The organism is Robertmurraya kyonggiensis, assembly GCF_005116465.1.
GTDB classification, from domain to species: domain Bacteria; phylum Bacillota; class Bacilli; order Bacillales; family Cytobacillaceae; genus Robertmurraya; species Robertmurraya kyonggiensis.
Map to the genome: position 1 here is coordinate 82,720 of NZ_SWBM01000006.1, position 22,850 is coordinate 105,569.

The 22,850-nt window shown below is 36.7% G+C and carries 21 protein-coding genes and 1 pseudogene; 17 read left to right on the forward strand and 5 right to left on the reverse strand.

What is annotated here, in order from left to right; translation table 11 throughout:
* Positions 1-67: 67 nt before the first annotated feature.
* Complete coding sequence (hxlB, locus tag FA727_RS19505; protein ID WP_066154431.1) at positions 68-625, reverse strand: 6-phospho-3-hexuloisomerase; 558 nt, start codon at positions 623-625, stop codon at positions 68-70.
* Positions 626-627: 2 nt separating this feature from the next.
* A complete protein-coding gene (gene hxlA, locus FA727_RS19510; protein WP_066154434.1) occupies positions 628-1,266 on the reverse strand; it encodes a 3-hexulose-6-phosphate synthase in 639 nt (212 codons plus the stop codon).
* 204 nt (positions 1,267-1,470) lie between these two features.
* Here hxlA and FA727_RS19515 point away from each other — a divergent pair, with 204 nt between their 5' ends.
* From FA727_RS19515 to FA727_RS19545, 8 genes are all read left to right on the forward strand, one after another.
* Positions 1,471-1,836 (forward strand): winged helix-turn-helix transcriptional regulator, encoded by a 366-nt coding sequence (locus FA727_RS19515; protein ID WP_031538335.1) that lies wholly within the window; start codon positions 1,471-1,473, stop codon positions 1,834-1,836.
* A 461-nt stretch (positions 1,837-2,297) separates the two neighbouring features.
* Positions 2,298-2,462, forward strand: coding sequence for a hypothetical protein (locus tag FA727_RS24150; RefSeq protein WP_153246161.1), 165 nt, complete (start codon positions 2,298-2,300; stop codon positions 2,460-2,462).
* Positions 2,463-2,558: 96 nt separating this feature from the next.
* A complete protein-coding gene (gene zwf, locus FA727_RS19520) occupies positions 2,559-4,031 on the forward strand; it encodes a glucose-6-phosphate dehydrogenase (RefSeq protein WP_066154490.1) in 1,473 nt (490 codons plus the stop codon).
* A 198-nt stretch (positions 4,032-4,229) separates the two neighbouring features.
* A complete protein-coding gene (gene gnd / locus FA727_RS19525) occupies positions 4,230-5,123 on the forward strand; it encodes a phosphogluconate dehydrogenase (NAD(+)-dependent, decarboxylating) (RefSeq protein WP_031538333.1) in 894 nt (297 codons plus the stop codon).
* A 346-nt stretch (positions 5,124-5,469) separates the two neighbouring features.
* Positions 5,470-5,961 (forward strand): hypothetical protein, encoded by a 492-nt coding sequence (locus FA727_RS19530; protein ID WP_031538332.1) that lies wholly within the window; start codon positions 5,470-5,472, stop codon positions 5,959-5,961.
* 240 nt (positions 5,962-6,201) lie between these two features.
* The gene (locus FA727_RS19535; protein ID WP_066154493.1) at positions 6,202-7,539 is read left to right on the forward strand and encodes a glucose-6-phosphate isomerase; all 1,338 of its coding nucleotides are present in this window, start codon (positions 6,202-6,204) and stop codon (positions 7,537-7,539) included.
* 204 nt (positions 7,540-7,743) lie between these two features.
* Positions 7,744-8,310, forward strand: a complete 567-nt coding sequence (locus FA727_RS19540; RefSeq protein WP_066154495.1) for a recombinase family protein — start codon at positions 7,744-7,746, stop codon at positions 8,308-8,310.
* A gap of 89 nt (positions 8,311-8,399) precedes the next feature.
* Entirely contained in the window at positions 8,400-11,348 is a 2,949-nt protein-coding gene (locus tag FA727_RS19545) for a Tn3 family transposase (RefSeq protein WP_072501989.1), read from the forward strand.
* A gap of 185 nt (positions 11,349-11,533) precedes the next feature.
* Here FA727_RS19545 and FA727_RS19550 read toward each other — a convergent pair whose 3' ends face one another.
* Positions 11,534-12,673, reverse strand: coding sequence for a zinc-dependent alcohol dehydrogenase (locus FA727_RS19550; protein WP_066154501.1), 1,140 nt, complete (start codon positions 12,671-12,673; stop codon positions 11,534-11,536).
* A gap of 739 nt (positions 12,674-13,412) precedes the next feature.
* On the opposite strand from FA727_RS19550, the gene FA727_RS19555 reads away from it, so the two are divergent.
* Entirely contained in the window at positions 13,413-13,973 is a 561-nt protein-coding gene (locus FA727_RS19555; protein WP_072501987.1) for a recombinase family protein, read from the forward strand.
* A 121-nt stretch (positions 13,974-14,094) separates the two neighbouring features.
* Positions 14,095-14,589 (forward strand): annotated as a pseudogene (locus tag FA727_RS19560) (Tn3 family transposase); the annotation flags it as partial.
* A 66-nt stretch (positions 14,590-14,655) separates the two neighbouring features.
* On the opposite strand, the gene FA727_RS19565 reads toward FA727_RS19560, so the two are convergent.
* A complete protein-coding gene (locus tag FA727_RS19565) occupies positions 14,656-15,294 on the reverse strand; it encodes a recombinase family protein (protein WP_126410724.1) in 639 nt (212 codons plus the stop codon).
* Positions 15,295-15,578: 284 nt separating this feature from the next.
* Between FA727_RS19565 and FA727_RS19570 the strand changes: the two genes are divergently transcribed.
* The 6 genes from FA727_RS19570 (at position 15,579) to FA727_RS19595 (ending at position 20,454) form a co-directional block, all read left to right on the forward strand.
* A complete protein-coding gene (locus FA727_RS19570) occupies positions 15,579-16,319 on the forward strand; it encodes a hypothetical protein (protein WP_126410723.1) in 741 nt (246 codons plus the stop codon).
* Entirely contained in the window at positions 16,312-16,806 is a 495-nt protein-coding gene (locus FA727_RS19575; protein WP_126410722.1) for a toxin-antitoxin system TumE family protein, read from the forward strand. Before FA727_RS19570 ends, FA727_RS19575 begins: the two co-directional genes overlap by 8 nt.
* Before the next feature lie 332 nt (positions 16,807-17,138).
* Positions 17,139-17,726: a hypothetical protein gene (locus FA727_RS19580; protein WP_126410721.1), complete on the forward strand. Its 588-nt coding sequence runs from the start codon at positions 17,139-17,141 to the stop codon at positions 17,724-17,726.
* 310 nt (positions 17,727-18,036) lie between these two features.
* Positions 18,037-19,173, forward strand: a complete 1,137-nt coding sequence (locus tag FA727_RS19585) for a cation:proton antiporter (RefSeq protein WP_136833194.1) — start codon at positions 18,037-18,039, stop codon at positions 19,171-19,173.
* Between the two features lie 143 nt (positions 19,174-19,316).
* A complete protein-coding gene (locus FA727_RS19590) occupies positions 19,317-19,496 on the forward strand; it encodes a hypothetical protein (RefSeq protein WP_126410719.1) in 180 nt (59 codons plus the stop codon).
* Positions 19,497-19,623: 127 nt separating this feature from the next.
* The gene (locus FA727_RS19595; RefSeq protein WP_126410718.1) at positions 19,624-20,454 is read left to right on the forward strand and encodes an ATP-dependent DNA ligase; all 831 of its coding nucleotides are present in this window, start codon (positions 19,624-19,626) and stop codon (positions 20,452-20,454) included.
* A 191-nt stretch (positions 20,455-20,645) separates the two neighbouring features.
* Here the strand turns inward: FA727_RS19595 and FA727_RS19600 are convergent, their stop codons facing one another.
* Positions 20,646-21,188, reverse strand: a complete 543-nt coding sequence (locus FA727_RS19600; protein ID WP_126410717.1) for a recombinase family protein — start codon at positions 21,186-21,188, stop codon at positions 20,646-20,648.
* A gap of 182 nt (positions 21,189-21,370) precedes the next feature.
* Here FA727_RS19600 and FA727_RS19605 point away from each other — a divergent pair, with 182 nt between their 5' ends.
* Positions 21,371-22,834, forward strand: a complete 1,464-nt coding sequence (locus FA727_RS19605; protein ID WP_126410716.1) for a SulP family inorganic anion transporter — start codon at positions 21,371-21,373, stop codon at positions 22,832-22,834.
* The last annotated feature ends 16 nt before the right edge of the window (positions 22,835-22,850 follow it).

Here is a 22,850-nt window from a genome sequence, read left to right on the forward strand (position 1 = left end):
AAGACCGCAATTCATAAAAGAAATAAATGCGGTCTTTACGATGTTTCCATATTTTTTAAAGTGTACTCTATTCGAGATTGGCATGTTTGCCGTACATTTTAGTAGAGTCTAAGCCTTTTTTTTCCATAAAACGCAAGATCAATGCATCATAAAATAATAACATCGTTTGCTCAAAAAGTGACCCCATTGGTTGTATGGTCTTATATTCACTTTCAGATTGATCTTTCGGTGATCCAGGCAATTTAATGATAATATCAGCTAATTTTCCAATCGTGGAGTCAGGGGAAATCGTTACAGCTGCGACCGTCCCACCTAAACTTTTTGCTTTTTCAGCGATTGAAACCAAGGTTTTCGTTTCACCTGAACCTGAACCGATGATCAACAAATCATCTTTTTCTAAATTTGCTGTTACAGTTTCACCGATTACATAAGCATCGATCCCCATGTGCATCATTCTCATCACGAAAGATTTGCCCATAAATCCAGATCTGCCCGCACCTGCAACAAAGATTTTTTTGGATTCCAGAATCTTATTAACCAACTTCTCTGCTTCTTCGTCAGAGATTAAGTCGACTGTCCGACTTAATTCTTGAACGACTTCAGCTAAATATTGAGTAGTTTTCATAGTTATAATGAACCTTGTTTAATCAATTCTTGCATTTTAGCTGCAACTGCTTTTTTATCGTCTTTGCTTGTGATACCGCCACCTACGATGACAAGATCTGGTTGTACTTTAATCACATCTGGAAGTGTTTCTAATTTGATTCCGCCTGCAATAGCAGTTTTCGCATTTTTTACAACGCTCTTAATGGTTGCAAGGTCTTCGAAAGAATTTTTTCCTACAGCTTGAAGGTCATAACCTGTGTGAACGCAGATATAATCTACTCCTAGTTCATCCAGTTCTTTCGCACGACCTTCAATGTCTTTAACTGCGATCATATCAGCAAGGATTTGTTTACCTTGTTTTTTTGCTTCTTCTACAGCACCTTTAATGGACTCGTCTTCAGCTGTACCAAGAATGGTGATGATGTCAGCGCCTGCTGCAGATGCTTGGCTAACTTCATATCCAGCTGCATCCATGATTTTAAGGTCAGCTAATACAGTTAAGTTAGGGAAGGCAGCTTTCACTTCCTTTACTGCTTTAAGGCCTTCATTAATCACAACCGGCGTGCCGATTTCTACAACATCTATATGATTTTCTACTTCTTTCACCAATTCAATGGCTCCTGGAATATCTACAAGATCTAATGCTAATTGTAATTTCATTTATTACTCGCTCCTTATATAATAGTATAATTGTGCCGTATAGCTTTCTTTTGCACAGTGTTATTGTATCCAATTGATAGCTATTTACTAACGGTATGATACTCAGTATACTGGGTATGTTACTAAATTAAAAGTATGCACTTTTTTATCATATAGTAACAAAAAGTATACTATGGGACATAATAAGGGTTGGAGGTGAAATGAATGCCGAATCTTGGGGAAAAAGTGTTTAATTGTGAAAAAGAATTGACTCTTTCGATTATTGGTGGAAAATGGAAAATGTTGGTATTGTGGCATCTAGGAAAAGAAGGAACCAAACGTTTTGGTGAACTAAAGGCCCTCATGCCGGGTATCACTCAAAGAATGCTTGTTAATCAATTGCGCGAACTTGAAGACCATTTGATTGTTCATCGTGAAGTCTATCCTGTCGTTCCACCAAAAGTTGAATACTCACTCACTGAGTATGGAAGAAGTCTGATGCCTATTCTGGATGCTATGTATGACTGGGGTAAAGATTATATTGAAAATGTATTGGAAAAAGAAACAGAAAACAAATCGTCTATTCAGTAGAAAAAAGAGTTTCTCCTAGAGGTTCGAAAAAGTGTAAAAAAGTTCATATACTAACAAACCACGGTTAGCTATCTTAATAAAGATGCTGTCCGTGTTTTTTTATATCTCTACGTATTTAAAAGGTTGAAAAAACACAACATTTAATAAAAGAATCAGTTACTAAAAAGCCAAGGGCAGCGAATCTTGTATAATCGCTGTCCTTGGCTTTTCACGCTTGGTATTGGATTCAAGTTTATAGTATTATTTTTAACACTATGTTATACGAATGTATCTATATGTTAATAAAGTGCGTACTTTCAAAAGTATAACATACGTAATATACTGATTTTGCTCAAGTAATAGCGAGCTTAAAAAATACTACCAAACCTTAAGGGAATACTGCTACAAGTATGGTGAGATGAAGTGAAACTTCATTTAATAATTTATACATGTTGTTGCTTTTTACGAAAGGAGAGGTCCGCATGGGAAAGTTCAAAACTAAGCAGCGAAAAGTTTGTGAAAGATGTCTAACCATCACCATAAATAATGAAACCTGTCCAAAATGTGGACATTCTCAATTAAGAGATATCATTATTACCGGACAAGCTGGGAGAAATAAACGAATCTTACATCCAAAAGTAGGATAACGCAATAGCGAAAATCCCTGTTGTTTTGTAGGGAAAACGAAGAAAATCAGGCATTTTTCCATTTAAAAATGCTTTGAAAAAGTGGAGGAATGAAAAGTGGATTCTATGACGTTTGTCTTATTTGGGGCAACTGGGGATTTAGCTAAGCGAAAAATCTACCCTGCCTTGTTTAATTTATATTTGAATCAAAAATTACCAGATTCTTTTTTGATCATTGGTGTAGGAATAGACGAAATGTCTGATGTTGATTTTCAAAACCATGTAACAGACTCGCTATACACTTTTTCTAGACACTTGATAAATGATAAATCCGAAAAACAAGAGTTTGTAAAGGCATTTCGTTATTGCCAATTAGATTTCACGAATGCTGAAGGGTATAAGAAGTTAGTTGAAGTCGTTCAACAAAATGAAAAAGACCAGAGTATTGAAGAGAATCGAATGTTTTATCTTTCTGTTGCTCCTGAATTCTTTGATGTAATTGCTTTAAACATAAAGAAGAGTGGCTTAGGTTCGACAAAGGGATGGAAACGATTGATTATCGAAAAACCATTTGGGTATGACTTAAAATCTGCTGAAGATTTAAACGAAAAATTAAGCAAAGCTTTTGAAGAAGACGAAATTTTTCGGATTGACCATTATCTCGGAAAACCAATGGTTCAAAACCTTGAAGCCTTGGAATTTGCCAATCCTGTACTGCAATCACTTTGGAACAATCGGTTTATTGCCAATGTGCAAATTACGGCTAGTGAAACGGTTGGTGTAGAAGAGAGGGCTGGTTATTATGACCAAGCAGGCGCTATTCGTGATATGGTTCAAAATCATATGCTACAGCTGTTGATGATGACAGCCATGCATCTCCCAAAACAGATTAGTGCAAAAGATATCCGTAATGAGAAAAGAAAAGTTATGGAATCTCTGCGACCATTACAGAAAAATACTGTAGGTATCCACGTCGTTCGTGGCCAATATGGATCAGGTGAAATAAACGGTACACCAGTAGTCAGATACTTAGAAGAACCTGGCGTTGATGCTTCTTCTAAAAACGATACATTCGTCGCTGCTCGTCTATGGATTGATAATTCCTTCTGGGACGGGGTCCCATTCTATATCCGGACAGGAAAAAGAATGACGGAAAAATTAACGCGGATTGTGATTGAATTCAAAAACCCATTAAAGAATTTGTATACCAATGAAATCCAAAATGCTGAACCCAATCTATTAGTTATTAATGTAAGTCCTAATGAAGGTGTTTCGTTGCAGTTAAATAGTAAAAACCCGATAAATGGAAAATTAGAACCTATTGTTGTTGATTTTTCAGCGAGTAAAAAAGACGTGCCCGAAGCATATGAACTCTTAATATTTGATGCTCTGCGTGGGGACTCTACCTTCTTTGCTCATTGGGACGAAGTTGAATTATCTTGGAAATGGGTACAGCCCGTTTTAGAGGCGTTTGAGGAAAATGCCCTTCCACTCCACCTATATCAAGCCGGTTCGATGGGGCCACAAGCTGCTTCGCAATTATTGGAGGAGGATGGTTTTAAATGGTGGGAAACTAGGGGGGGAGTTTAATCCGCACCTCCCTGGAAGGCTATTGGTATGAAGAGAGCAAACCGAGGTTGGATTTGACAGATAATTGTTACGCGATTTACCCAAGGAACTTAAAGTATTTGTTGAATCCTTATGGTTCCATAAGGAGACCATGAAGAACAACAAATGGGTAGCATAATAATACAGGCTATTTTTTGTAATTTAAAGGAGGAAACTCAAGTGAAAGTAGGATTAATTGGATTAGGGAAAATGGGTATGAACTTAGGAAAAAACTTAATTGACAATAAACACCGTGTAATGGCGTTTGATCTAAATACAAATACTATTGAAGAAATTAAAAAATACGGAGTTGAAGGAGCATCCAGTTTACAAGATCTTGTTCAATCATTAGAAAAGCCACGAGTTGTTTGGATAATGGTCCCACACTCAGTCGTTGATTCAGTTATTAGTGAAATCACACCATTTCTAAGTGAAGGAGATATCGTCATTGAAGCTGGTAATTCGCATTATAAGGAATCCATTCGTCGTTACGAACAGTTGAAGAAAGTTGGAGTGAGCTTTATGGATGCCGGTACTTCTGGGGGGATGGAAGGTGCTCGCTATGGTGCTTGTTATATGATTGGTGGAGATCCTGAAGCATGGAGCATTGTCGAGCCGATTTTTAGAGATACAGCTGTAGATAATGGGTATTTATATGCTGGGAAATCTGGTAGTGGCCACTTCTTAAAAATGGTCCACAATGGAATAGAATACGGAATGATGGCCGCCATTGGTGAAGGATTCGAAGTCCTGGAAAAAAGCGATTTCGATTTTGACTATGAAAAAGTGGCACGGGTGTGGAATAACGGTTCTGTCATCCGCTCATGGCTCATGGAATTGACAGAACGCGCATTTTCTAAAGATGCAAAATTAGATGAAATTAAGGGCATTATGCATTCTTCTGGGGAAGGGAAATGGACAGTTGAAACCGCTTTGGATCTTCAAACAGCTACCCCTGTTATCGCTATGTCTTTACTAATGCGTTACCGTTCATTAGACAATGATACATTTACAGGTAAAGTGGTAGCTTCCCTTCGTAATGAATTTGGCGGACATGCTGTGGAAAAATCATAAAGTCATCTGCTGTATATGTCTTTCGTTAAAATGAGCCGGAAATTCATTGGATTTTTAGTTTGGTATATCCCAAAAATTGGTAGATTTACTTAAGTCGTTGATAGTGCTAACTATGTTGATTGAAGCGGAAGGAGCGAGACTCCTCGAAAATGCATTCACATTTTCTCGTGCGGTGCCTATTCACGGATGATGATTCAACGTCCTGCGGGAAAAACATGACAAGGGAGACCCCGCAGCCGCACAGCGCCGAGGAGGCTCCCGGCTCGCCCGCGGAAAGCGAGCACCTGGAGCCAACAGACAAGTTTAACAGAGCCAAAAAAATAAAACAATATTGAGGTGTGACATCATGAACGTATTGGATGCAAAAATCATTAACACACAATATGGTTTAGAAACCTATTTAGACATGGTGAAGAATATCGAAGTAAAAGAACTCCATTCTCCATCAGATAATGAGCCCTTTTATGAAATAGTATTAGGGATAGAGTATTTTCTTCTAAGGGACGGAAAATATTATGATAGTGAAAGGAATTATTTTCGGATTCAAATGAGCGAAGATTTTAATTCAATCACGTTAAGAGAGACAGATACCGAAAGTTTATTTGCTGTCAAAACCGAACACGAGAGAGACTCAACTAAGCTACTGGTTGGAGAATGGCTTATAAAAACCAATGCTTTCAAGCAAGTAATAAGTGAACTGATCCAACAAAAGAAAATGGAGAATGTTCAAAATGAGGGAGACACTCGAAAAGTATTAGGAACGATAAGATTCTTGGAAATATTACTTGAAATCAAAACAGAAGACATACTAAGTGCCGATGTAGAGAGGGACCATTGAGTTTTCTTAATACTAACTATCTTTTAATGTACGCTATTGATAATTACACGGTCCCACTAAGGATTTTTCAAAATTGAAAAGGGGGAGTTTAAATGTGTTTTTAAAAACTTCCCTTATATACTGTAGAAAAGGAGAATGCACTAACATGAAACGTTTTACTATGCCGAGAGATCTTTTTTACGGAGAAGGATCTCCGATTGAAGCAGCTAAGCTAAATTTGATTGAAAGGGGAAGTAATGTATGACTATTTCGTTTGATTACTCCAATGCATTAGCATTTATGAAAAAGAGTGAAGTAGATAATCTAAGTGAATTTGTAAAAGTGGCTCATAAAATGCTACATGAAAAAACAGGCCCCGGCTCTGATTATCTTGGTTGGGTCGATTTGCCACTAAACTATGATAAGAGTGAATTTGAAAGAATTAAACAAGCTGCTGAAAGAATCAAGAAACATTCAGACGCAATGGTTGTAATTGGTATTGGTGGTTCGTATTTGGGTGCAAGATCAGCTATAGAAGCTTTGTCCCATAGCTTTCATAACCAAATGAACGATAAGACAAAAGTGTATTTTGCCGGTCACAATATCAGTTCTACTTATATATCTCATTTATTTGAACTATTAGAGGGGAAAGATATCTCTGTTAACGTCATTTCCAAATCAGGAACAACGACAGAGCCAGCCCTTGCTTTCCGTATTTTTCGTGACTATATGGAGAAAAAATACGGAAAAGAAGAGGCGAGAAAACGTATTTTTGCCACTACAGATCAGGAAAAAGGCGTATTAAAAAAGCTTGCGGACAAAGAAGGATATGAAACGTTTGTTATTCCGGATGATGTAGGTGGAAGGTATTCTGTGCTAACAGCAGTTGGTCTCTTACCAATTGCCGTAGCAGGACTTGATATTGATCATATGATGGAAGGGGCAGCAGCAGCAGCCCGTAAATACAACAATCCTGATTTATTGACAAATGAGAGCTATCAGTATGCTGCGGTCCGAAATGTACTCTACAATAAGGGAAAAGCAATTGAAGTGCTTGTTAACTATGAGCCCTCCCTTCACTACGTATCGGAATGGTGGAAGCAGCTGTTTGGGGAAAGTGAAGGAAAAGATCAAAAGGGGCTATTCCCTGCTTCCGTTGATTTTTCAACGGATTTGCATTCCATGGGGCAATATGTACAAGAAGGTCGACGAAACCTTTTAGAAACGGTTTTACAGATTAAGAAACCTCGAATTGAAGTGACTATTCAGGAGGATCCAGAAAATATTGATGGATTAAACTTCCTGGCAGGTAAGACGATGGATGAAGTCAACAAAAGTGCATTTCAGGGTACCCTTATGGCCCATATAGATGGAGAAGTACCTAATCTCGTGATTGAACTGGATGAAATGAATGAATACACTTACGGTGAGATGGTTTACTTTTTTGAGAAGGCATGTGGGATTAGTGGCCATCTATTAGGAGTTAACCCATTTGACCAGCCTGGAGTCGAAGCATACAAGAAGAATATGTTTGCTTTACTTGACAAACCTGGTTTTGAAGCAGAAAAAGCTACTCTCATGGAGCGTTTATCAAAATAATTATATCTGATTGGTTTTGTATTAATAAAAAGATTGTTACCAAAAACCATATTTTTTGTAACAATATTTATGAGAAATACTGATGCTTGATTTTACTAATTTTATAGGTTACCAAAAATAATTACCAAAAGTTTTACCAAATACTTTTACAAAAATGATGTCTCTTGTACAATTAGATTATTAAATTGTGCAGGAGGCTTCTTTATGATAATCGGTTATGCTCGAGTTTCGACAGTTGACCAAAATTTAGACCGACAAATTATATTACTTTCTGAGTACGGCTGTGAAAAAATGGTTCAAGAGAAATTTACTGGGACTACAAAGGATAGAGATGGACTTAACTCATTGCTAGATGTAATAAGGAAAGGTGATACCGTTGTAGTAGAAAGTATTTCACGCTTAGGGAGAAAAACACTTGATATTCTTTCTATTATTCAGCAATTCGAGGATACTGGTGTAAAGTTCGTTTCTATTAAGGAGAACATGGATACAAGAACATCAACGGGAAAAGCCATGTTTCAAATGATGTGTGTCATCGCAGAGTTAGAAAGAAATTTAATTGTAGAAAGAGTTAAAGAAGGGTTAGAAGCGAGTAAAAGAAGAGGAAAAAAACTAGGAAGGCCTAAAGTGGATCAAGGGAAAATTGAAATAGCCTTGAGGATGTATGACAGTAAAGAATACTCGGTAAAAGAAATTGTAGAAGGTACAGGACTTTCACAGGGATCATTATATCGAGCGATTAATAAAAGAAAACTAGTAGAAGCAAATTAATAATCTCTTATATTTTTAGGGAATTATGTGACGGACTAGGGCAGCTACTCTGTCACCACCCCCAACTTAATTTGAATGGAGTTGGTAATTTGTCATCTATAGAACGTACGGCTTATCCAAGATTTAAAAAACGTCCTACTTCAAAAGAACTTCGTGATGTTTACTCCCCTACACCTGAAGAAAACCAATTTGCGCATAAAGTTGCTAGAGGACCTGTTTCAGTTCTAAGTCTATTAGTTATGTTAAAGTCTTTCCAACGACTTGGTTACTTTCCTCCACCGAAAGATATTCCTGTAGAGATCATGATTCATATTCGGACCTGTTTGAATCTCTCTGCTAGTGTTGAACCGAATTACAATAGTAAATCAATTTACCGACATCAAAAAGCAATTAGAGATTACCTCAATGTACGTCCTTATGGAAAAGAAGCCTTACATATTGCAACTACTTCAATTTATAAGGCTACACAGGTAATGGACAATCCAGCCGATCTTATCAACGTATCCATTGAAATATTAATAAAAGAAAGGTGTGAATTACCTGCTTTTAGTACATTAGATCGATTGGCTCGTCGTATAAGAACATTAGTGAATCACCAGTTATTTAATTCAGTATTTTCAAAATTGACTCCTGAAATTGAGCGAAAATTAGATCAATTACTAGTTACTAAAAATGATAATCGGACTTCTGAATATAACTTATTAAAAGAAATTCCAAAAAGCGCAACACTTTCGCATATGAAAGAAATACAAAATAGGTTACTTCTGTTAACTGATTTTATAGAAGAAATTGATAGCTTACTAGAGGATATTCCAAATTTAAAAATTAAACACTTCGCTTTAGAAGCAAAAGCGCTTGATGCATCAGAATTAAAAGACTTTAATTTAGCTAAAAGATATATGCTGCTACTTTGTATGATTTATCGCTCAAAAATTTCAGCTATAGATAGTTTGGTAGAGATGTTTCTCAAAAGAGTCAGAACTATACATAACAAAGGCAAAGAGGAGCTAGAACTTCTTCGAGAAAAACATAGATCAAAAACTGAAAATCTTATATCTGTTTTGGCGGAAGTCTTAAATGCCACAAGTATAAATGAGAACGATACCTTGACTGGTCAGAAAATAAGGGAGTTATTAGGGAGAAGAGGTGGTATCGACGCATTAAAAGAAGATTGTGAATCAATTTCATCATATAATGGCAATAACTACCTTCCTCTTTTATGGAAGTTCTATAAAAGCCACAGGAAAACTCTTTTTAGATTGATTAGTATGATTGAAATTAATTCAACCACACAGGATCAATCACTTTTAGAAGCTTTACAATTTTTACGTGATAATGAGAACCGAAAAATTGTAAAGCTACAAATAGATTTGGATCTTTCATTTGCTAGTGAACAGTGGAAAAAAACGATTTATGTACCTAAAGAAAATAACTTAATCCATCGTAAACACCTTGAAATCTGTATTTTTTCCTATCTTGCAAGCGATTTAAAAACGGGAGACCTTTGTGTAAAAGGATCAGAGAATTTTGCTGATTACCGTGAACAGCTCCTTTCTTGGGATGAGTGTAAACCTATGGTAGATGAATACTGTAAGGAACTTGGCTTTTCTTCAAATTCAGGGGATTTTGTTCAACAATTAAAGCTCTGGCTAGGAGATACTGCACAAAAAGTAGATTTAAACTACCCTGATAACGGCCAGGTAATCATTAATGAAAATGGAGAACCAACGTTGAGAAAAATAATGAGAAAAGAACAACCTCAGACAAGTAAGGCGTTAGAGGTAGTTATTTCTCAACGGTTACCTGAACGAAATGTCTTAGATATTCTTTGTAATGTAGAACATTGGACAAATTGGACACGGCATTTTGGACCATTATCTGGTTCAGATCCTAAGCTTGAAAATGCAATGGAACGTTATATCATTACTTCTTTTGGATACGGATGTAATTTAGGACCAACACAGACTTCTAAGCACATGAAAAAAGCAGTAACCCCACACATGATTTCATTTGTAAATCGGCGACATATTAATGCATCTAAAATAGACGAAGCTATTCGTAATATTTTAAATCAATACAATCAATTTAGTTTGCCTAGACTATGGGGTGATGGAAAAACGGCTGCTGCAGATGGAACAAAATTTGATCTCTACGAAGAAAACTTAATCTCTGAATACCACATTCGATACGGAGGTTATGGGGGGATTGCATATCATCATGTTTCAGATACTTATATTGCACTCTTTAGTCACTTCATTCCATGTGGAGTTTGGGAAGCAGTTTATATTATTGATGGTTTGCTGAAAAATAAATCAGACATTCAGCCCGATACGTTACATGCTGATACGCAAGGTCAATCAACGCCTGTTTTTGCACTTGCACATTTATTGGGGATTAATTTAATGCCTCGTATTCGAAATTGGAAGGATTTAAAATTTTACAGGGCTGATAAGGACACAAAATATCACCACATTGATCAGTTGTTTAGTGATACCGTTGACTGGGACCTAATTGAAACACACTGGCAAGATCTGCTCCAAGTGGTTCTTTCTATAAAAGCTGGTAAAATATTACCCTCTACACTACTTAGAAAACTAAGTAACTATAGTAGAAAAAACCGATTATATCAAGCTTTTAGGGAATTAGGAAGGATTGTAAGAACTGTATTTTTGCTTAAATATATTTCTGATATAAAACTAAGAGAGCAAATTGGTGCTAGTACAAACAAAGTCGAAGCATATAACGGCTTTTCCAAATGGCTATTTTTTGGTGGCGATGGGATCATTTCAGAAAATGATCCAGAAGAACAAGAAAAGCGAATTAAATATAATGATTTAGTTGCCAACGCAGTAATATTCCAAAATGTATGTGATATAACACTTATTTTGTGGGAACTTTCTAAAGAAGGCTATGTATTTTCAAAAGAAGATATTGTCATGCTTAGCCCTTATCTGACTAGGCATATAAAACGTTTCGGAGACTATATGATCGATTTAGAAAATATTCCACAACCAATCGAGGAAGATATTCCTGTATAGTATATAAGAAAGTAAAGAGCAAGAAAGGGTTATAAATGGTAAACAATACCATACTATGACCCTTTTTTACATGTATCTCGGTCGTACCCCAATATAGCATTATTTTGTAAGTACACACTTTACTTTTACATAGTGATAAAAAGTATACTATTGGTTATAATACAATCTGGAAGTGTATAGTAAGATTAGGGTTGAAGAATGACTTTGACACACTCATCTTCGTGATCATTAAAGATTTGATAGGCTTCGCTCGCCTGGTCTAGACGCATTTTATGAGAGACGATTTCTGTTGGGTCCAACTCTCCCGACGTAATCATTTTAAAGAGCATTGGCATGTAATGTATGACAGGTGCTTGGCCCATTTTTATTTGTACATTTCTTTCAAATATATTCCCTAAAGGGAACTGGTTATATTTGGACCCGTAGACCCCAGTCAGCTGCAACGTTCCAAATTTTCTCACAGCATTCATACCGATTTTGATCGGGCTAATTGTTCCACCAATAAGCTTCATCTTTTGTTCGGCAGCTTCGAGGGGTGTTTTTTTACCATCCATCCCTACGCAGTCAATGACTGCGTCTACACCGCCATTTGTGATTTCTTTAATATGGGAACCCATATCATCAAATTCATCAAAATTATAAATTTCAACATTGTTCATTTTTTTGGCACGTTCAAGCCTATATGGAAGATTATCGACCGCAATGACTCTTTTTGCGCCTTTCATCCATGCAAACTTTTGCGCCATTAACCCAACCGGTCCACAGCCGAGTACGGCAACTGTATCCCCTTTTTTTACCCCTGCACTTTCAATGCTCCAATAAGCAGTTGGTAGTACATCAGACATAAACAGTAATGCTTCATCTTCAAGTTCAACAGATTCAGGAATTACAAAAGGCATAAAATTCCCATAAGGAACACGCAAATATTCAGCTTGTCCACCTGGATGATTACCGTAACGCTCCGTAAATCCAAAATATCCGCCTGTATCAATTTCTGGATTTGGATTAGAATTATCGCATTGGCTCTCCAAATCATGCTGACAATAGAAACAGCTGCCACACGAAATATTAAACGGTATGACAACTCTGTCCCCTTTCTTCACTTTTGTTACCTCTGGCCCTACTTCTTCTACAATACCCATAGGCTCGTGGCCAACTACGTAATCTTTTTCAGCTGGCAGGGCACCTTGATAAATATGTAAGTCAGATCCGCATATCGCTGTTGATGTAATGCGCACGACAATATCGTCTTTTTGTTGAAGCTTCGCATCTGGAACTTCTTTCACTTGCATATCCTTGGAACCTTGAAAAGTAACTGCTTTCACAAGTAAAACCTCCTACTATAAATTGATATAACTTGTATATAATATACCCATTGAAGAAATTTATATGTTTTTTTATTTATTTTTAGTTCTATTTGACTAAATAGGACGTTTGCTTCAGTTCGACTCCCGCTTTGACATTAAAAATGAGATGGAAAAGGCGTACTAATCTATTATCAGAGGTACGCCTTTTCAAATGCCTAAATTATGCACGATAGCAACAATCTTTGAGAGAACAGTTAAAATAAATCTAAAAATCTGTGCGTCAAAAATTTATAAGTTTTAGATGTGAAAGCGTTTTGACTTTGGCTCCCTACATTTTTGGTTTATGCAGCTATAGGGACTTGTGCCATTTCGGTTACTACTACTTTAATGTATACAAGAAATTACAGCTCAGCGATGGTCCCCATTTACTGCATCCGTCTAACAACGGGTTTTTTTTACATCTATTGCTCATTTTGTATAAAAAGCAAAAAGTGTACATACCCGGTTATTCGGAATTATCAGCGCTTTTTATTTTACTCTTCATGTTCCAAAATCTAACATGACCACTACTTATGCTACTCTATGTGTTCTAAAACTCGTCCTTTTCTGAACACACTCAGATATCCGTTGAAATGAATGTTTTTTAAGGCTATAGGTGTTACAAAACTCTGTTCATTATTCTATGTTCAATAACATATTGAATTCTATCTTATGTTACAATGAACTTAAAGGAAAAATGAGAAAAGAGTGATTACTGGTGTTAATTGGATATGCGCGCGTTTCGACAGGGTTACAAAATTTAGATTTACAAATGGATGCGTTAACGCAACATGGCTGTGGAAAAATCTTTCACGATAAGATGAGTGGAGCGAAAAAGCAGCGCCCTGGCTTGGAGGAAGCACTTCAATATGCACGTGAAGGCGATACCATTGTTGTTTGGCGATTAGATCGTCTTGGTCGCAACATGCAGGACTTAATACAGATTGTGAATACTTTGAACGAACGAGGTGTGGGCTTTCACAGCCTGCAAGAAAACCTAACGATGGACAAAAGCAACGCAACGGGGCAATTAATGTTCCACCTCTTCGCAGCCTTTGCAGAATTTGAACGGAATCTGATCGAGGAACGCTCAGCAGCAGGACGAGCAGCAGCTAGAGCGCGTGGTCGTCTTGGGGGACGTCCGGAGAAACTGGAAGCGAAAGATATTGAAATGATGAAATCGCTCATTGAAAATGGTACATCAATTAAAGATGTGGCGGAAAAATGGGGCGTATCTCGAACAACCATTTATCGCTATTTGGAAAAACCTCTAAAATAAAACGTAAAGCACTTGTTACCAGCTCACAGCTTGGATAAGTGCTTTTATTGTTTAGAATAGGCGTATTTTGAAGTGCAAAATAGCACTTAAAACAGGTGCAATTTACCGATTAAAGTGACAGGTTCTTTCTATAAAAGCTGGTAAAATATTACCCTCTACACTACTTAGAAAACTAAGTAACTATAGTAGAAAAAACCGATTATATCAAGCTTTTAGGGAATTAGGAAGGATTGTAAGAACTGTATTTTTGCTTAAATATATTTCTGATATAAAACTAAGAGAGCAAATTGGTGCTAGTACAAACAAAGTCGAAGCATATAACGGCTTTTCCAAATGGCTATTTTTTGGTGGCGATGGGATCATTTCAGAAAATGATCCAGAAGAACAAGAAAAGCGAATTAAATATAATGATTTAGTTGCCAACGCAGTAATATTCCAAAATGTATGTGATATAACACTTATTTTGTGGGAACTTTCTAAAGAAGGCTATGTATTTTCAAAAGAAGATATTGTCATGCTTAGCCCTTATCTGACTAGGCATATAAAACGTTTCGGAGACTATATGATCGATTTAGAAAATATTCCACAACCAATCGAGGAAGATATTCCTGTATAGTATATAAGAAAGTAAAGAGCAAGAAAGGGTTATAAATGGTAAACAATACCATACTATGACCCTTTTTTACATGTATCTCGGTCGTACCCCATATTGTTTAATTACTTTATAGAAAGTATTTTTCTTCAGATCTAGCAGCTTCATAAACTCAACCGCAGTAATTTTTTTCGATTTCCATCGTTCATAATTCTTTTCAATTAAATATTTTTGTTCCGTTGTGAGATTGATGTAATTAATGCTAGGCCTACCAAATGTTTGCCCTGAAGCTTTTGCGGCAGCTATTCCTTCAGCTTGTCTTAAAAGTATTCTCTTCCTCTCTTGCTCGGCTGCATATGCAAGCAAACTTAGAAATTGATCTTCAAGCATTTTCCCCATATCACCCATTGAACGAAATTTCCTACTGTCAAAAAGCTCGGCATTCTCCAGGACAATTATGTCTGCTTGCAAAATCCTAGTGATTTCTTTCCATTCTTGAAGGATACCATCATAGTTGCGTCCTAATCGGTCTAACGCATCGATGTAAATTAAATCACCTTTTTGGATAAATCTTTTTAATAACAGATATTGCGGTCTGTCAAAATCTTTTCCGGATAATTTATCAATGAAGATAAATCTTTCTTCTATCCCCAATTCCTTCATTTTATGTATTTGGCGTGCTTCATTTTGATCTTTAGAACTAACTCGAACATATCCGAAATTTGTCAACCTTTTTCACTCTCCCTACTTCACCATTATATACCAATATGTTTATAAAATCTATGTAATAACATAAACGTTTAAAAAATAATATTTAAGGAGTTTTCAAACGTTATTAACATAGAATGATAACTTGTCCTAAAAGTATACCTTTATAAACAAAATCTTTAAGATAAAAATATTCTTTATGTTTTGGTTATATGCAGCATAAAAAGGGAAAGAAATGAGTATAATGAAACAAAAATACAATTTCGTTTCATTGTATGGTAAAATAAAGGAAAGGAGGGATAGAATTGATTTCTTTGCAAAATGATAATGCAAATTCATCAGGGTTTCGAGAAGAATTTAGTAACAAATTAGTTAATAAGCTAACCCAGCATCCAGATATAAGCGCTGTTGAATTGGTTTCAAATTACGCATATGCGATGCAAATGAAATATCATTCGTATCTTATTACTATAACTCCGGCCAAAGACACTGTTTTCATTCAAGAACAAGCTCTTTATAGTAAATGGACAGATGAATTGAATAACATCCTAAAGGATACTAGGCTCCCACTTATAGAATCTTTTGCCAAAGCAAAATATGCTTTAGACCAAATGTTTCTATTAATTACTGAACGGGGTAAGCTTGAGTATATTTACCATCGTAAAGCCTTGATTACTTCACACCAACTTCAAAAGTTATTAGGTATATCTAAAGCTACCCTAAGCCGGTATGTATCTACTGGTATGGAAAGGATTACAGACGTAGGTCATCGTTGTTACCCTCTCCATAATTTTTTCTATTGGCAAAACGGCGTTTGGGCATCACGAATTCAAGCTTTGTATCAACACTATCGTATACGTAATCGCATAAAAGAAGATGTAATTAAAGAACTGATGGATGAAATTAGCGAATTCCAGAACATTTACAATGGAACATTTGAAGAAGTTTTTGAAAATATAGATGATCCGTATTCCCTTGATGAACCTGATGATTATTTTGATTGGCGAGATGCTCTTGAAGAATTAAACAAACTACAATATGAATAACCCAAAACAACAAATGCAAATAGAAAGGGTTCAATATTTTGCTGACCTTTTCGAATCAAATCCTCAACTCTTTAATCACAACAAGATACCTGAAATAAAGGCAAAGGGAGAGGCAAGAGTTGTTGCTACATTGCCACTAAATAATCATAATATTTACGGGGAAACGGTCTTATCTATAAACGAAAAATACAGTGATTTAGGCGATATTGAAGAATATCGTTATGCTTGGGAATACCCTGTTGTTCAAGGAAGAAACAGAAAGAGTAAACACGAAAGACATATTACTTCTTTTGATAAACAAGAACACCCAGAACCACCAAGACATGTAAAAACAGATCCCTTTCATCACCATAATGTTCCGGGTGATACAGTTCCGCGAACAGAAACAAGCATTGAAAACCTACACGAAGTGATTGGCATTATTACTGACTATATCGAGTCAAATAAAGAGTATATTGAAACACATACATTTTATATCGAGTTATAAACAGGTTAAAGCACCCTTACTCTGTAGAAAGAGTGCTTTTTTTGATATTTACTCCGAAATGATGTGCAGAGATAATAAAGTTGTTTATTTTACAATAAAATCATTTAAAAAATAATATAGTTGTTCAAAAAATACTTCTTCCACTAACAGGCAGGTTAGTGCAACAATTTCGTATATATAATCAGCCGCATATGGTATTTTTTGGGTAGGGTTGAACGTTCTTTGTTATCCTTCAATTGTTAATCTGAATTGTATTTTTGTAACAAGGAAGAACTGATGTCTATTTAAAGTGCTTTCTTCTTCTTCAGTGTAAATGGAAGGGGTGAATAGTTATGTTCAAAAAATATGATAAATCATTTGCTATTTTGTTTGCTTTGGCTTCTGTCGGTTTCTTGATTGCTTTCGGAGTAAATCGTAATTTTCTTGAATGGGCATTCGCACGGCATCACAATCAACTTTCATGGTTTATCAGGCCGATTTTCATTATTCCTTTTTGTTTCTTTGCTTTCAAAAGAAGTTTGGCAGGGATTTCGTGTACCCTGTTTTGCATTTTTACGAGCATGTTTTGGTTCCCTGAACCGAGTTCGGTTAATGCTGATGTACAGGAATTCCTTCAATATGAAGTAGGCTATCTGACCAGTGATTGGGGAATGGTGAAGATTTTGGTTACATTAATCATTCCACTGTCACTTACCTTGCTAGCTCTTGCTTTTTGGCAGAGAAACATCTGGTTTGGTTTTTCGGTTATGACTTTTATCGCATTCGGAAAAATAGGATGGAGTTTAATTTTTGCTGGTAATTCAGGAAAATCAATTATTCTGCCTGCCACAATAGGACTAGCAGGTTCTATGCTCTTTGTTTATCTTGGCATCTTAAGAATAAAGAATCGAAACAATAGTGATAATAGACTGTCGAGATAATGAATAAAGAATGTGAAGTACTTAAACAAACGGGTGCATGAGTTTAAGATCAGAGCTGTTATCGTGGCAGCTCTTTTTTGTTAAACTAACGGGGAAGGTTAGTTGAATAAGGATACCCATTTAAGAGCGATAAGCAATAGGGTACGGATTTGATCAAATTATGAGATAATAATAAATAATAATACATTTGAATACTTCAATGACTTGGAGGAGCCTGTCACCAAGGGATACGTATGTCCCTTGGTGACAGGCTCTTTTTGTATGTCTGTGTGTTATAAAACAAATAATAAAGATGAAAGGTGGAATATGGGTGTTAATACTACAGTTAGCCATTATTATAGTTACAGCCAAAATAGCCGGGAGCTTGAGCGTGAGATTGGGGCAGCCCGCAGTTCTCGGACAATTATTGATCGGAATTGTCTTGGGTCCCTCCTTCCTGGGCTTGGTGAATGAAACAGAAACACTGGCAGAATTTAGTCAGATCGGTGTTATACTTTTGATGTTCATCGCTGGCTTAGAAACGGACCTGGATGAATTTAAACGCACCGGGAAAGCCTCCGCATATGTAGGTTTGGGCGGTATCGTAGTTCCTCTGTTAATTGGTTACTTAGCAGGCATCACATTGAACCTTGGTACTTTCGAATCTTGGTTCCTCGGTTTGCTGCTCTCTGCTACCAGCGTTAGTATTTCCGTGCAGGCTCTAAAGGAGATGAATCAATTGCAAACCCGAGAAGGCACCACGATTTTAGGGGCTGCTGTAATTGACGACTTAGTTGTAATCATTGCCTTGGCATTCTTAATGAGCTTTGCAGGCGGAGATGTAAGTTTGACGACAGTCGTGCTTAAAAAGGTACTATTCTTTGCTGGAGCGATTCTTATTGGATGGAAATTGGTACCGTGGTTCTTGAAAAAGTTTTCAACATTAAAAGACTCGGAAACGGTGATCTCGTCCGCCCTAATTATTTGCTTCGTTTATGCTTTCCTCGCTGAATATACGGGAGTGGCTGCGATTATCGGAGCCTATATCGCAGGTGTTGCTATCAGCGTGACAAACTTCAAGGGAGAAGTTTTTGAAAAGGTCGAGACGATCAGTTACGCCATCTTTGTTCCCGTGTTCTTCACATCCATTGGTGTGACAGCTCAATTTGCAGGTATAGGTGAAAATTTGGGTTTAATTACAGTTTTAAGCCTTATCGCAATCATGACCAAATTAGTTGGTGCTTCGCTCGGGGCAAAATGGGCTGGGTTTAATTGGAACAGCTCATTGGGAATCGGAGCAGCGATGGTTTCAAGGGGAGAAGTCGCATTGATTCTGGCAGCATTGGGACTTGAATCTGACTTACTTTCACAAGATATGTTTGCTGTGATTGTCGTCGTAATACTGGTTTCCACCATTGTGACTCCACCAATGATGAAATGGTTCTTTCAATCGAAAAGCAAAGCATAGAATATCGCATAATCTGTAAGTCAAGCCTCCAAGAATTCTTGGAGGCTGTTTACTAGAGATAATGTGTATTGTATCTTTCTTGTTCCACTAAAGGGGCAGGATAGTTTAAGAAAATTATGGAGTCAAAAAGGAGTTTTTATCAAATGGACTTTAAAATAGGTGAAACACTAAAATTTGAAGAAATTTGTGTTAAAGTAGTTGAAATTAAAGAAGATGCTATTGTATTTGAGGTTTTGTCCACAGGGCATGAGGAAGATGAAGGCAAACTGATGGAAGTTCCAATGTGGTATATCCAATCCAATAAAGACCAAATAAAAAGATAGCAATATTCTTGAAATATCACTATACAAATGATTCGTCATTAATGGAAAGCTAGGAATAACTTACAAACACCTTTTCACCAGAATTATCGCAGCTGTCGTGCTACTATTAATCAGAGGTGATTATCAGGTGTTTGCTGCACCAATGCTATTAGAAAAGTCAGACGAACCTTTTGACGATGAAAAATACATCACTGAACTCAAACTTGATGGGATCAGATTGATATTAACCAAATTCAATAACCAAATTAAGCTGTATTCGCGACATAACAACGAAGTGACCGCCAAGTTCCCGGAGCTGCTGCATTTAAATATTCCTGATGGCACAGTCCTTGATGGAGAGATAATCGTATCCGATTCAGAAGGCAAGCCAGATTTTGAGGCCATGATGGAAAGGTTTCAGTCGAAGCGATCGGAGCATACCATTCAGTATTGTATATTTGATGTTCTTTATCATAAGGGTGAGAAAGTGACACATCTGCCATTGCTGCAGAGAAAAGAGCTGCTTGATTCGCTAGTGGAAAATGAAAAGCATATTTCAAAGGTACAATGGCTGCATGGGAATGGCCGAGCTTATTTCGATTTAGTGAAACAGAACGGACTTGAAGGTATTGTCCTTAAAAAAGCTGATTCCAAATATCAGATCAAGAAGAGATCACACGATTGGCTGAAGGTAATTAACTATCAATATACTGATGTGGTGATTACCGGTTTGCGAAAAGATAAGTTTGGGTTGCTGCTGGCTTTTGAAGAAAATGGCAGGCTAAAGCCTGGTGGTTTAATGGAGTTCATGACACCGGCTGCTCGGAAACAATTCTATGGTGAGTACAGAGATTTGATCGTGGATGAAAATAAGAAGTTTACATTCATTGAACCGAAAATCAAGTGCCGGGTTAAATTTAGGAACTACACGAAGACGGGGCTTTTACGGAGTCCGTCATTCGTTGAATATATATCTTGACGTCTATCAATTAGGTAGGCGTTTTTGTTTTAGGGTATACCAATCCAGAAACAGTTGCTAATATTTGCTATCTAAATAACCCCACTTTTTGCAAGTTTGGTTATTGTTTTGTAATTTGTGAAAGTGGTTATAGTCTCGTTCAATCAAAAACGATCATGTAAGGAAATTTCTTATCATGATCGTTTTTTTATCTAATTTTCTAAGTATCGATATAAGGTGGATTTACTAATCCCCGTCTCTTCTTTTATTTGTGACAGGCTATAATTTTTACTTTGATACATTTCAATCGCGCGTTGAACATTTTTATCAGGTTTTCTTGGTCTACCAGCACTAACACCCTTCTCTTTGGCTTCTGACAATCCTATTTTTGTTTTTTCGCTTATTGCATCGCTTTGAAATTCAACAAGATGTTTCACAATTTCAGTGAATGGATATCCAGATTTGATACTAGTATCGATATTCTCATGAAGAGAGATAATATAAGCACCTTTCGATTCAATCTCTTCTAGTAACTCTACAAGATGTCGTGTTGAATCAGCTAAAGTAAAAAGTCTTGTCACAACTACTTTGTCATTCTTATTAAGATTGTGGATTAAATTTTTAAGTTGCGTGCGTTTTTTTGGAGATGAATGTTCTTCTGCAATGATTATTTCACAATTCATTTTTTTTAAGTTGCTTAATTGTATTTCACAGTTGAGGTCTTGTTGATGGGGTCTCATATAACCAATTAACATGTCATATTCTCCTAACTGTTCGTGCTTTTCCTTATCATACCATAAAGTTATTACTATAAAAAAGGACCAAAAAGGTTCAATTTTGGGACAAAAGATGGTACACTCATTTTATTGGGTTTTAAATTCGACTTTTATGAGAGTTAAAAAGTCAAAAAATAAATATAAACTGAGGTGTAAACATAATGGTCGAGAAGTTAAAGAAAGAATGGTTCTCCAATGTGAGAGGAGATGTCCTTGCTGGTATTGTAGTTGCTCTTGCCTTAATACCAGAGGCTATCGCCTTCTCCATTATAGCAGGTGTTGATCCGATGGTTGGATTATATGCTTCTTTCTGTATTGCAGTCATTATTGCGTTTGTGGGTGGAAGGCCAGGAATGATTTCAGCTGCCACCGGTGCGATGGCATTACTGATGGTACCGTTGGTTAAAGAGCATGGGCTTAATTATTTACTGGCAGCCACTATTTTAACAGGTATAATCCAAGTGATATTTGGTGTGTTTAAGGTAGCCAAAGTGATGAAATTTATCCCACGTGCCGTGATGATTGGCTTTGTAAATGCATTGGCCATACTGATTTTTATGGCGCAGGTTCCTCATTTTATCGGGATTTCAACTTTGACTTATGTCTTTGTTGCCATCACTTTAGTGATTGTGTATGTATTGCCGAGATTTATCAAGGTAGTCCCAGCTCCATTAATCGCAATTATCGCGTTAACAGCTGTGGCGATTTTTTCTAATGCCGACTTGAGAACTGTCGGTGATTTAGGTGCGATCACTCAATCCTTGCCTTCATTTTTCATTCCAGACGTTCCATTTACTTTTGAAACATTACAAATTATTTTCCCTTATTCCTTAGCCTTAGCAATTGTTGGGTTGCTTGAGGCCTTATTAACTGCATCTATTGTTGATGATATGACAGGCACAGAAAGTAATAAAACTCGCGAGTCAAAGGGACAGGGAATTGCCAACATCGTTACAGGCTTCTTTGGAGGGATGGCAGGTTGCGCGATGATTGGACAGTCCGTGATTAATGTGAAATCTGGAGGGAGAGGCAGACTATCAACGCTTATTGCAGGTGCCTTTTTAATGTTTTTAATTATTGTTTTAGGCGATTTAGTGGTTCGAATTCCAATGTCGGTTCTCGTGGGCATTATGATTATGGTCTCCATTGGTACATTTGATTGGACTTCGTTTTCTTATTTAAAAAAGGCTCCTAAAAGTGATGCAGTAGTTATGCTGGTAACGGTTGCTATCGTAGTTGCCACTCATGATTTGTCTAAAGGAGTTATCGCCGGTGTCATTTTAAGTGCCATATTCTTCGTAGCTAAGATTTCAACAATAAAGGTAACTAAAAAGCAAGAAAAGCAAAATACGGTTTTTCAGGTGGAAGGTCAGTTGTTCTTTGCATCTGTAGAAGGGTTTTTAGAAGCTTTTGATTTCTCTGCGGAAAATAAAAATATCATTATCGATTTCTCAGGCGCCCATATCTGGGATGATTCAGCAGTAGGAGCGATTGACAAAGTGGTAATTAAATATCGAGAGAATAAAAATGTTGTGACCATCAAAAATTTGGATTCGGCCAGCCAAAAGCTTGTTGATAAGCTGGCCATATATAACAATTCAAATGCAAAGCTGTCCGGCCATTAATTTTAATAGGAGTGAG

Excerpts from the sequence above, each read along its gene's own strand:
- FA727_RS24150 (WP_153246161.1), top strand. The coding sequence starts at position 2,298 with ATGGGAAAGTTCAAAACTAAGCAGCGAAAAGTTTGTGAAAGATGTCTA.
- hxlA (WP_066154434.1), bottom strand. The coding sequence starts at position 1,266 with ATGAAATTACAATTAGCATTAGATCTTGTAGATATTCCAGGAGCCATT.
- FA727_RS19580 (WP_126410721.1), top strand. The coding sequence starts at position 17,139 with ATGTTCAAAAAATATGATAAATCATTTGCTATTTTGTTTGCTTTGGCT.
- FA727_RS19590 (WP_126410719.1), top strand. The coding sequence starts at position 19,317 with ATGGACTTTAAAATAGGTGAAACACTAAAATTTGAAGAAATTTGTGTT.
- FA727_RS19530 (WP_031538332.1), top strand. The coding sequence starts at position 5,470 with ATGAACGTATTGGATGCAAAAATCATTAACACACAATATGGTTTAGAA.
- FA727_RS19535 (WP_066154493.1), top strand. The coding sequence starts at position 6,202 with ATGACTATTTCGTTTGATTACTCCAATGCATTAGCATTTATGAAAAAG.
- FA727_RS19605 (WP_126410716.1), top strand. The coding sequence starts at position 21,371 with ATGGTCGAGAAGTTAAAGAAAGAATGGTTCTCCAATGTGAGAGGAGAT.
- FA727_RS19515 (WP_031538335.1), top strand. The coding sequence starts at position 1,471 with ATGCCGAATCTTGGGGAAAAAGTGTTTAATTGTGAAAAAGAATTGACT.
- FA727_RS19540 (WP_066154495.1), top strand. The coding sequence starts at position 7,744 with ATGATAATCGGTTATGCTCGAGTTTCGACAGTTGACCAAAATTTAGAC.
- hxlB (WP_066154431.1), bottom strand. The coding sequence starts at position 625 with ATGAAAACTACTCAATATTTAGCTGAAGTCGTTCAAGAATTAAGTCGG.
- FA727_RS19575 (WP_126410722.1), top strand. The coding sequence starts at position 16,312 with ATGAATAACCCAAAACAACAAATGCAAATAGAAAGGGTTCAATATTTT.
- FA727_RS19600 (WP_126410717.1), bottom strand. The coding sequence starts at position 21,188 with ATGTTAATTGGTTATATGAGACCCCATCAACAAGACCTCAACTGTGAA.